Raw genomic sequence first — 10,497 nt, forward strand, 5'->3', positions numbered from 1 at the left:
AAGGCGCCCGGTGCGCTCGACGAGCGGGCCGGGGCCTTCGAGGCGGCCGTGGCCGACGCGCTCGGCACCGCCGACCGGGGGGCCCTGGCCGGGCTGGACGCCGGGCTCGCCGCGGCGCTCATGGTCTCCGGCCGGGCGCCCTGGCAGGTCGCCGCGGCCGCCTGGACCGAACCGCAGCCGCCGGTCGGGCGGTTGCTGGCCCACACGCAGCCGTACGGGGTGGGCTACCTGGTGGCCACCTGGACCCCCGCCGAGCGATGAGCGCGGGCGGGCGGCTGCTCAACATCGTGGGGGCCACGGCTACCGGCAAGTCCGACCTCGCCGTCGCGGTCGCGCTGGAGGTGGGCGGCGAGGTGGTCAACACCGACGCCATGCAGGTCTACCGCGGCATGGACGTCGGCACCGCCAAGCTCACGGCCGACCAGTGGCGCGGCGTGCCGCACCACCTCCTCGACTTGTGGGACGTCACCCACGAGGCCACCGTGGTCGAGTTCGCCGGGCTGGCGCGGGCCGCGGTCGCCGACATCCGGGCTCGCGGCCGGCTGCCCGTGCTGGTCGGCGGCTCCGGGCTGTACGTGCGCGCCGTGGTCGACGGGCTGGACTTCCCGGGCACCGACCCGCAGGTCCGGGCCCGGCTGGACGCCGACCTGGCCGCCGAGGGCGCGCCCGCGCTGCACGCGCGGCTGGCGGCGGTCGACCCGCAGGCGGCCGCCGCGATCCTGCCCACCAACGGCCGCCGGGTGGTGCGCGCGCTGGAGGTCGTGGAGATCACCGGGCAGCCGTTCGCAGCCAGCCTGCCGCCGGTGCCGGTCGCCGTGCCCGGCGTCGTCCAGGTCGGGTTGGAGGTCCCACGCGACCTCCTCGACGAGCGGATCGAGCAGCGGGTGGAGCGGATGTGGGCGGCCGGGCTGGTGGCCGAGGTCCGGCGGCTGGAGGCCCAGGAGCTGCGGGACGGCCGGACGGCGTCCCGGGCACTGGGGTACGCGCAGGTGCTGCGGTTCCTGGCGGGGGAGTGGGACGAGGAGCAGGCCAGGGCCGAGACGGTGCGGGCCACCCGGCGGTTCGCCCGGCGCCAGCTGGCCTGGTTCCGTCGTGACCCGCGGATCGGCTGGCTGCCGTTCGACGCGCCCGACCTGGTGGGTCGAGTGGTCGCAGCAGCGGCGGTTGGCTAGCGTGCGGGTGACTCGCGAGGAGGTGCGGTGATCCACGACCAGCCCGGCGCGGTGCCGTTCCTCAAGGGACACGGCACCGAGAACGACTTCGTGCTGCTCCCCGACCTCGACGGCCGTCTCGAGCTGACGCCCTCCCTGGCCGCTGCGCTGTGCGACCGCCGGGCTGGCATCGGCGCGGACGGCGTGCTGCGCGTCGTGCCGTCCCGGCTGGACCCGGACGGCGCCCCGTACGCCGACGAGGCACGCTTCTTCATGGACTACCGCAACGCCGACGGCTCGCTGGCCCAGATGTGCGGCAACGGTGCCCGGGTGTTCGCCCGCTACCTGGTCACGGCCGGGCTGACTCCCAGCGGTGCGCTGCGGATCGCCACCCGGGACGGCGTGAAGTGGGCGCACGTGCCGCCGGACGGCGACGTGACCGTGGGCATGGGGCCCGCGGTGGTGGCCCCGGGCACCGTCGAGGTGTCCGTGGCCGGCCGCAGCTTCGATGCCGTGGCCGTCGACGTGGGCAACCCGCACGCGGTCGCGTTCGTCGACGACCTCGACGACGCCGGGCGGCTGCTGGACCCGCCGACCGTGATCCCGGCGGCCGCCTTCCCCGAGGGCGTCAACGTCGAGTTCGTCGTCGAGCGGGGCCCGGCGCAGGTGGCGTTCCGGGTCTTCGAGCGCGGCGTCGGCGAGACCCGCTCCTGCGGTACCGGTGCCTGCGCCGTGCTGGCCGCGGCCCGGCAGCGGCCCGGCGCCGACCCCTCGGACCGCTGGACTGTCGACGTCCCCGGTGGCCGGCTCACGCTCACCGTCGGTGCGGACGGCGACATCGCCATGACCGGCCCGGCCGTGCTGGTGGCCGAGGGCGAGATCCGTCGCGAGTGGTGGGAGGCCCATCGATGAGGGAGTCGTTCGCGGCGTCGGTCAAGGACCAGGTCAGCCTGCTCGGCGGCGGGTTCATGATCTCCCGCTATGCGAAGGCGGCGGCGGCCGAGCACGGGCTGACCGACGTGTGGTCGGCGTACTTCCTGGGCCGGTGCGGAGTGCTGGGCGACGTCCATCCGGACGTCGTGGCGGCCGCGACCGTCTTCTACCCGGTCGACGTCGTCCGGGAGGCGTGGACGACGGGCCGGGCGGCGGTCGCACCCGACAAGGCGGCCGACCGCTACGGGCAGGCCTGCCACGAGTGGGGCCGGGCCCGACTCGAGGGTTTCGCCGGCGCGGCCCGGCTGGCCGAGCTGGCCGGGACGGTCGCGGCCGAGGCCGACGTCTCAGCGCTGCCGCTGTTCGCCGGCTGGCGGGCCATGCCGCTGCCCGACGACCCGGCCGCGCGGTGCGCCCAGGCCCTGCACGTGCTGCGTGAGCACCGCGGCGGGCTGCACGCGGTCGCCGTCCTGGCGGCCGGGCTGACCCCCCGGCAGGCGGTGCTCTCGGGCAACGGCGGCGAGGTCAACGCGGTGTTCTTCGGCTGGGACCCGCCGTACGAGGACGTCAGCGGTCTGGCCGGGGTCCGCGCCGACGCCGAGGCGCTCACCGACCGGCTGGTGCAACCGGCCTACGCGGTGCTCGACGACGCCGAGCAGGTCGAGCTGCGAGCTCTGCTGGACGCCGCCAAGGCGCACGCCTTCCCCGCCCGCTGAGGAGACGCGCATGTCACCGGCCGAGGAGGGGGAGGGCGCGGCGCCCTCCGACCCGATCGGGGTGTTCCTGGTGGACGACCACCGGGTGGTCCGCTCCGGGCTGGCCGCTTACCTGGCCACCGAGCCGGGGATTGCCTCGGCTGCCGGTGCGGCTGCGGCCGCTGCCGGCCAGCCTGCTGCTCGGCCTGGTGTGGGGGCTGTGGCACCTGCCGCTGCTGCACGTCCCCGGGGAGAGCGACGAAGGCCTCCCGCTGGTCGGCTTCCTTGTGCTCATCACGGGCACCAGCGTGCTGATGTCGGCGCTGGTCAGCGCGGCGCGGGGCAGCGTCCTGGTGGCCGCGGTGGTAAATGCGGCGCTCGACGCGAGCTACTCGTTCACCGGTGTCGTCGGCGGCGACCACGTCACCTTCTGGGCCGCCGTCGCGGTCACCACGCTCCTCGCCCTCCTCGTTGTCAGGGTGACGACGACCTATCCGTCGTCACCCTGACAACTGCTCGGGAGGCGGACCGTGCCGGCCGCGCCGTCCACCTCGACGAGGTCGCCGTCCGCGATGACCGAGGTCGCGTCGCCCACCGCGCACACGCAGGGCAGCCCGTACTCCCGGCTGATGGTCGCCGCGTGGGTGAGCATCCCGCCGGAGTCGCACACGCAGCCAGCCAGCCGCTCGAACACCGGCGTCCAGCTCGGGGACGTCGCCTCGCAGACGAGCACCTCGCCGGACCGGACGTCGGTCAGCCGGTCGGGTGTGCGCACCACCCGGGCCGGCCCGCTGGCCACGCCGGCCGAGACACCGAGTCCGTGCAGCACCGGACCGACGCCGGACCGCGCCGGCTGCGAGGCCCCGAGGATCTCGTCCAGGACCGGGTCCGAGCACGGCCCGGCGGATCCGAGTCGCGGCGGCAGCTGACCACGCCGCACGGCCCACCGGGCGAGGTAGCTCCGGCGCTCGGCCACCCGGTCAGCAAGCGACGACCAGGGCGCCGACCCGTGCAGCAGGTCGGTGAGCTCGCGCCGGAACAGCAGCAGCCCGTCGTCCGGCTGCGGCGTGCCCACCACGGCGGCCAGCGCCAGCGCCCCTCGGCGCACCGGCAGGTGCACCCGCAGGTCGATCCAGGCGGTGTGCTCCTCGTTCCACCACACGGCGTTGGCCCGCAGCGTGACGTCCAGGGCTGCGTCCAGTCGCGGCCGGGCGGCCGCGCTGAGCCGGGTCCGCACCGCGGCCAGCCGCTCGGCGGCCCGGACCCGGTGCCGGGGCGGCCCCGCGGCCAGTGCGGCGCGGACCAGCCCCAGCGGGATCTCCGGGTCCTCCCGCCAGCTGGGCGCGGTCAGGTCGGCGAGGGCGTCCGACCGGTCGCCGTGCTGGGCGAGCACGCCGTTGAGCTCGGTCAGCCAGCCGGCTGCCCCCGGGTGCTCCCGCAGTGCCGCGCCGACCTCGCCCGGCAGGGCAGCCAGCAGCACGGCGTCCAGGCCGGCCGAGCGGGCCGAGGTGACCAGCCCGTCCAGCGCCTGGTCGGAGGCCAGGATCGCGTTGTCGTCACCCTGCACCAGCGCCGCCGCGTCGACGTCGCCGAGCCCCAGCTCCCGGCACTGTGCCAGGAATCGGTGCTGGACGGCGAACACCCGGTACATCACGTGGAAGTGGATCTGCCAGGCCCGACGGTGCAGCCGCTGCGCGGCGGCCAGGTAGGTGGCCAGCCCCGCGCGGTCGATGCCGTCCAGGTCGACCGAGTCAAGCGCCGCGTAGGCCGAGGTCAGCTCCGAGACGTAGTCGGCCCACTCGGTCGCGAACCGGTCCGGGTAGCCGTCCAGCTCGGCCTCCGCAGCGTGCCGGGCGACCGCAACCGCCGACTGGGTGGGGCACGGGCCCAGGTAGACGTGCGGCCCGACGAGGCGCGAGGCGAAGCCACTTCCGAGCCCCAGGCCCAGCTCGAGGGCCGCCTGCTGGCTGGCCGTCGCGATGTCGTCCACGAGGGGTATCGCGAGCGGCACCACCCCGCGCGGGTGGTGGAAGTCCAGCAGCCAGGTACGGGAGAGGTCATCGGGCCGCAGGGCGGTCACATGGTCGAGACCGTCGTGGTGCACCGGATCGTGGTGCGCGCCCGGGAATCCCGGCTCGTCCGCCCAGCGCGTCATGTCCGGCCGGAGGTGAGTGCCCGGCACTCCCGCGCGAACTCGGTGGCGGAGCCGTGGTCCAGCGTCACCGTCGCGCCGCCGGCGTCCGCGGTGGAGGTGGTCGTCCGGATCGCTCCCGCCGGGGTGAACACCTCGGTGAACGAGTTGTCCGGGCTGCTCAGCACCAGCTGTGGCCCGTGCCAGCTGCCGTGGAAGGCGACCACCCAGCCGTCCGGCAGGGCGGTCGTCCCGTTGGTCAGGTCCACGGAGGTCGCGGCGCCGTTCGTGCTCCACCAAGCGTGCACGGCGCCACGGAGCTGGAAGGTGTAGGTCGTTCCGCTCTTCGTGCACAGCCGGGCCGTCCCGTGCAGGGTGTCACAGCCACGGTCGGAACAGGCCATGCCGCCGCTTCTGGTCACGCCGAGCGGCCCACCGACGAGGTGGGTGGACAGCACGTACGTCCCCCCGTCGGTCGCGCGCACGGTTCCGACGCCGTCCCAGGACATGCCCGGGGTGGAGCGGCCACCGATGTGGAAGATCCACGGTGGCACCAGGATCGCCCCCGCGGCCACGACGATGAGCAGCGCCCCGGCGAGGACGAGGTAGCGCCGGGCACCCCGGCGCGGGGCCGGCGGCATCGAGGGGAACGTCGCGCTGTCGGGTGCGGTCATGGCTCCCCCTGCGGCCAGGGCCCGTGGTCCCGGCACGGGCTGACGCAGCGCACTGTAGGCCCAGGCCGGTCGCCCGTCCATCGGCTGCGGGCCCCTCGGCCGATATCGACGTGCCATCGGCGAGCGGTCCGTGCGACCCTGGAAGCACGATGACCGACACCTTCACCGAATTCGACGGCGATCAGCTCGACCTGGCCGACCGGCAGGCCCTGCGCCGGGTGGCCGGCCTCTCCACCGAGCTCGCCGACGTCACCGAGGTCGAGTATCGCCAGCTGCGCCTGGAGCGCGTCGTCCTGGTCGGGGTGTGGACCGACGGCACCCAGGCGCAGGCCGAGCAGTCGATGCGCGAGCTGGCCGCGCTGGCCGAGACCGCGGGGTCGGAGGTGCTCGACGCGCTGATCCAGCGCCGCGACAAGCCGGACGCCGCCACCTACATCGGCTCTGGCAAGGCCCGCGAGCTGCGCGACGTCGTCGTGTCGACCGGCGCGGACACCGTGATCTGCGACGGCGAGCTGACCCCGGGCCAGCTGATCCAGCTGGAGAAGGTGGTCAAGGTCAAGGTCGTCGACCGGACGGCGCTGATCCTCGACATCTTCGCCCAGCACGCCAAGAGCCGCGAGGGCAAGGCCCAGGTCGAGCTGGCCCAGATGCAGTACATGCTGCCGCGGCTGCGCGGCTGGGGCGAGTCGATGTCCCGGCAGGTCGGTGGCCGGGCGGCCGGCGGCGTGGGGATCGGCGGTCGCGGCCCCGGCGAGACCAAGATCGAGACGGACCGCCGCCGGCTGCGGGCGCGGATGTCCAAGCTGCGCCGCGAGATCACCGGCATGGGGACGGCGCGGGAGACCAAGCGCACCGAGCGGCGACGGCACGGGGTGCCCAGCGTCGCGATCGTCGGCTACACCAACGCGGGGAAGTCCAGCCTGCTCAACCGGGTGACCGGCGCCGGCGTGCTCGTCGAGGACGCGCTGTTCGCCACCTTGGACCCGACCGTGCGCCGGGCCCGCACCACCGACGGCCGGGAGTACACGCTGACCGACACGGTCGGGTTCGTGCGGCACCTGCCGCACCAGCTGGTCGAGGCGTTCCGCTCGACCCTGGAGGAGGTCGCGGACGCCGACCTGCTGCTGCACGTGGTCGACGGCTCAGACGAGAGCCCCGAGGGCCAGCTGGCCGCCGTCCGCGAGGTGCTGCGCGAGATCGGCGCGTCGTCTGTGCGCGAGCTGGTCGTGGTGAACAAGGCGGACGCCGCCGACCCGTTCGTGGTGAACCGGGTGCTGCGGGCCGAGCCGGGCGCCGTCGTGGTGTCCGCGCGGACCGGCGCTGGCATGGACGAGCTGCTCGCCCTGATCGAGCGAGAGCTGCCCCGGCCCGCCGTGGATGTCGACGTGCTGGTGCCCTACGACCGGGGCGACCTGGTCTCCAGGGTGCACGCCCACGGGAGCGTGCAGGCCGAGGAGCACACGGCCGACGGGACCAGGCTGGTCGCGCGGGTCGACCCGGCGCTGGCCGCCGAGCTCGCCCGCTACCCCTCCTCCTGACCCTCGCCCGGTGGGCCGAACGGGTGAATCAGTGGGTCCTGGCTGGCCCGCTGACCCGCGGCGCTACACCGCTGGGCCCGCCGGGTCGATCCGCCAGCATGGCCTGGGTGCCAGCACTGATGGTGGTGATGGCGGGGGCGACGGCCGCCGCAGCGTGCGCGCTGCGTGGCTGGCGAGAGCCTCCGGGCTCTCGCGCGCCGTGGATCGTGCTCGCGGTGGCCATCGTGCTGCAGGCCGCCCAGGTGGCGCAGCCCGGCTCGCTCGGCGGGATCCCCGCGCTGCTGCCCGAGCTGCTCCACCTGGTCGCCGCCCCGCTCGCCGTCGTCGGGCTGCTGGCGCTGCCGCACCCGCCGGCTGACCGGTTCCGCCGGGTGCAGCGGGCCAGCGACGCCGCCGTGGCCGCGCTGGCCTTCACCTTCTTGACCTGGGAGCTGGTGCTGCCGGCCGTGCTGCCGGACAGCCAACCGGTCCGGCAGGCGGTCGAAGGCACCACCGCCATCGGCGCGGCGGCCGTCGCGACGGCCGCGGTCTACGTGCTGGCCAGGGCCCAGCTGCCCGGGGGCCTGCCGTTCCCGACCATCGGACCAGTGGCCGGTGGACTGCTCGCGGGCGTCCTCGGGCTCGTCCTGGCGGACCTCGCCGTGGCTGAGCATTACCGTCGGGTCGAGGTCGCCGGCCTCGGCGTCATCGTCATCGGCTCGGCCCTGGTCACCGTTGGCGCCAGCCGGCCGGCCCGCGTCGCCGAACGCCCGGTGGACGCCCGCCGGCGCGAGCGCGTCGCCGTCCTGGTCCCGCTGCTGCCGCTGGCGCTCGGCGGCGTCATGGTGCTGCTCGACGCGCTGCGGGCGATCCAGCTGTCGAGCATCGGCAAGGCCTTCGGGCTGGCGACGCTCGTCCTGCTGCTCGTCGGCGCGATCCTCACCCGGCTGGATGCGCTGCGCGTCGCCCGCACCCTGCAGGCCAGGGTCGAGGAGCGCACTCTCGTGTTGGGCACCAGGGAGAAGTGGTTCCGCGCGCTCGTCCAGCACGGCTCCGACGTCGTCACCGTGCTGGACGCCGACGGCACGATCCGGTACATGACGCCGTCCGGCCGCCGGATCCTCGGCTACGACCCGGAGCGGCTGGTCGGGCTGCCGTTCGGGCGGCTGCTCACCCCGGACGGTGAGGAGCTGCTGGCCGGCGCCCTCGTCGCCTGCATCAACCAGCCCGGTGTCAGCCACGACCTGGAGCTGCCGGTCTGGCACCGCGACGAGCGGTGGGTGCTGACCGACGTGACCGCCACTTCGCTGCTCGAGGACGACGACATCCACGGCCTGGTGCTGACCATGCGGGACATCAGCGAGCACCGTCGGCTGGCCGACCAGCTGACCGCGCAGGCCTACACCGACCCGCTGACCGGGCTGGCCAACCGCACCCTGTTCAGCGACCACGTGCGGCGGGCGCTCGAGGGTGCCGGGGCTGGCCGGGTCGCCGTCCTGTTCGTCGACCTGGACGGGTTCAAGTCGGTCAACGACACCCAGGGCCACGCCAGCGGTGACCGGCTGCTCGAGCTGGTCGGCCGCCGGCTGTCCGGCTGCGTGCGTACCGGGGACCTGGTGGCCCGCCTCGGCGGCGACGAGTTCGGGGTGCTGCTGCAGGACAAGGACGTCGAGCACCACGCCGCCTGGGTGGCCCGGCGGATCTGGCGGCAGCTGGGCAGCCCGTTCCAGCTGGACGGGCGGACCCTCACCCTCGGCGCGTCCACCGGGCTGGCCGTGAACGACCGCGGTGACGAGACGGCCGACCAGCTGCTGCGCAACGCGGACCTGGCCATGTACAAGGCGAAGTCCGCCGAGCGAACCATGTTCGTGCGCTTCGAGGAGGAGATGCACGACGCCTTGCTGGCCCGAGTGCGGGTCGAGTCCGAGCTGCGGGCGGCGGTGACCGGCGGGGAGCTGGTCGTGCTGTTCCAGCCGGTGGTCGACCTGGACACCGGGCTGGCGGTGGGGGCCGAGGCGCTGGTCCGGTGGAACCACCCGACCAGGGGCATGGTCTCTCCGGGCGACTTCATCGGTCTGGCCGAGGAGACCGGCGTCGTGCACGAGCTGGGCACCTGGATCCTCGGGGAGGCCTGCCGCAACGCGGTGGAGTGGCAACGGTTCGCGCCCCCGGGTCAGTCGTTCCACGTCGGGGTGAACGTGTCGGTGCGCCAGCTGCTGCCGGGCTGGCCACGCGTCGTCCAGGCCGCGCTCGCCGAGAGTGGGCTGACCGCGGACGCGCTGACCCTCGAGGTGACCGAGTCGGTGCTGCTCGAGCGCACCGACGAGGCGCTCAGCCTGCTGCGCCAGCTGCGGACCATGGGAGTGGGCCTGGCGCTGGACGACTTCGGCACCGGCTACTCGTCGCTGTCGTACCTGTCCCGGGTCCCGGTCGACGTGCTCAAGATCGACCGCTCGTTCGTGGAGTCGGTCGGACGACGGGGGTCGGAGGAGGCCGAGGTCGCCCGCACGATCGTCCGGCTCGGCGCGGCGCTGCGGCTGACCACGGTAGCCGAGGGCATCGAGACCGCGGAGCAGCGGGCCGCCCTGCTGGCCATGGGCTGCGACCGCGGCCAGGGCTACCTGTTCGCCCGGCCGATGTCGGCCGCCGAGCTGACCGAGTACCTCACCGCCTCCCTCGCCGCCGCCGCTGCGCATGAAGGGGCCCTTCTGCCAGCACCGTCGAAGTTCGGCGCCCTTCGCGCACCGGGACGCTGACCGCCGCCGGACGGGCGGTGACCGTGCCGGACAATGGATGGCGTGGTGGACCTGGCCAGCGCCCTGGACGCCGCCGTCCACGCGGTCGGCGGCCAGTCACGCGCGGGGCAGCAGCGGATGGCCGAGGCCGTCGCCGCCGCGATCGACACGCACGAGCACCTGCTCGTCCAGGCCGGCACCGGGACCGGCAAGAGCCTGGCCTACCTGGTCCCCGCCGTTTTGCACAGCGCGGCCAGCGAGCATCCGGTCATCGTCGCCACGGCGACCATCGCACTGCAGCGCCAGCTGGTCGAGCGTGACCTGCCGCGCGTGGTCGACGCCCTCGAGCCGCTGCTCGAGCGGGGCCCGCAGTTCGCGATCCTCAAGGGTCGGCACCACTACCTGTGCCTGCACCGGCTGAACGAGGGCCCAGCCGAGGACGACGACGCCATGCTGTTCTCGCCCGCCCCGACCACGCCGCTGGGCCGCGACGTCCGCCGGATCCGGGCCTGGGCGGACGACACCGAGACCGGTGACCGCGACGAGCTGGTGCCGGCGCCGCTGGAGCGGGCTTGGCGGTCGCTGTCCGCCACCGGTCACGAGTGCCTGGGCGCCGCCCGGTGCCGCTACGCCAGCGAGTGCTTCTCCGAGGCCGCCCGCG

General features: G+C 74.7%; 10 protein-coding genes. 8 read left to right on the plus strand and 2 right to left on the minus strand.

Going from position 1 to position 10,497, the window contains the following annotated elements:
* From VIM19_13305 to VIM19_13325, 5 genes are all read left to right on the plus strand, one after another.
* A partial coding sequence (locus tag VIM19_13305) for a hypothetical protein (GenBank protein ID HEY5185852.1) occupies positions 1–261 on the plus strand: 261 nt, incomplete at its 5' end.
* A complete protein-coding gene (miaA, locus tag VIM19_13310) occupies positions 258–1,172 on the plus strand; it encodes a tRNA (adenosine(37)-N6)-dimethylallyltransferase MiaA (protein HEY5185853.1) in 915 nt (304 codons plus the stop codon). The genes VIM19_13305 and miaA, both read left to right, overlap by 4 nt.
* Positions 1,173–1,199: 27 nt before the next feature.
* Positions 1,200–2,063: a diaminopimelate epimerase gene (gene dapF, locus VIM19_13315; protein ID HEY5185854.1), complete on the plus strand. Its 864-nt coding sequence runs from the start codon at positions 1,200–1,202 to the stop codon at positions 2,061–2,063.
* A complete protein-coding gene (locus VIM19_13320) occupies positions 2,060–2,800 on the plus strand; it encodes a hypothetical protein (GenBank protein HEY5185855.1) in 741 nt (246 codons plus the stop codon). Before dapF ends, VIM19_13320 begins: the two co-directional genes overlap by 4 nt.
* Before the next feature lie 146 nt (positions 2,801–2,946).
* Positions 2,947–3,288, plus strand: coding sequence for a hypothetical protein (locus VIM19_13325; GenBank protein ID HEY5185856.1), 342 nt, complete (start codon positions 2,947–2,949; stop codon positions 3,286–3,288).
* Here VIM19_13325 and VIM19_13330 read toward each other — a convergent pair.
* Complete coding sequence (locus tag VIM19_13330; protein HEY5185857.1) at positions 3,270–4,934, minus strand: PEP-utilizing enzyme; 1,665 nt, start codon at positions 4,932–4,934, stop codon at positions 3,270–3,272. The genes VIM19_13325 and VIM19_13330 overlap by 19 nt on opposite strands.
* Entirely contained in the window at positions 4,931–5,584 is a 654-nt protein-coding gene (locus tag VIM19_13335; GenBank protein ID HEY5185858.1) for a hypothetical protein, read from the minus strand. The genes VIM19_13330 and VIM19_13335 overlap by 4 nt, the downstream gene beginning before the upstream one ends.
* A 149-nt stretch (positions 5,585–5,733) precedes the next feature.
* On the opposite strand from VIM19_13335, the gene hflX reads away from it, so the two are divergent.
* The 3 genes from hflX to VIM19_13350 all read left to right on the plus strand — a co-directional run.
* Positions 5,734–7,122: a GTPase HflX gene (gene hflX / locus VIM19_13340; protein HEY5185859.1), complete on the plus strand. Its 1,389-nt coding sequence runs from the start codon at positions 5,734–5,736 to the stop codon at positions 7,120–7,122.
* 107 nt (positions 7,123–7,229) lie between these two features.
* The gene (locus tag VIM19_13345) at positions 7,230–9,857 is read left to right on the plus strand and encodes an EAL domain-containing protein (GenBank protein HEY5185860.1); all 2,628 of its coding nucleotides are present in this window, start codon (positions 7,230–7,232) and stop codon (positions 9,855–9,857) included.
* A gap of 42 nt (positions 9,858–9,899) precedes the next feature.
* Positions 9,900–10,497: DEAD/DEAH box helicase (locus VIM19_13350; GenBank protein HEY5185861.1), on the plus strand; the 598-nt coding region annotated here is incomplete at its 3' end.

It is taken from the genome of Actinomycetes bacterium (assembly GCA_036510875.1).
In the GTDB taxonomy this organism is placed as follows: Bacteria; Actinomycetota; Actinomycetes; order Prado026; family Prado026; genus DATCDE01.

Bases quoted from the DNA above. Each gene is read 5' to 3' on its own strand.
- VIM19_13330 (HEY5185857.1), bottom strand. From the start codon at position 4,934: ATGACGCGCTGGGCGGACGAGCCGGGATTCCCGGGCGCGCACCACGAT.
- VIM19_13320 (HEY5185855.1), top strand. From the start codon at position 2,060: ATGAGGGAGTCGTTCGCGGCGTCGGTCAAGGACCAGGTCAGCCTGCTC.
- VIM19_13335 (HEY5185858.1), bottom strand. From the start codon at position 5,584: ATGACCGCACCCGACAGCGCGACGTTCCCCTCGATGCCGCCGGCCCCG.
- hflX (HEY5185859.1), top strand. From the start codon at position 5,734: ATGACCGACACCTTCACCGAATTCGACGGCGATCAGCTCGACCTGGCC.
- miaA (HEY5185853.1), top strand. From the start codon at position 258: ATGAGCGCGGGCGGGCGGCTGCTCAACATCGTGGGGGCCACGGCTACC.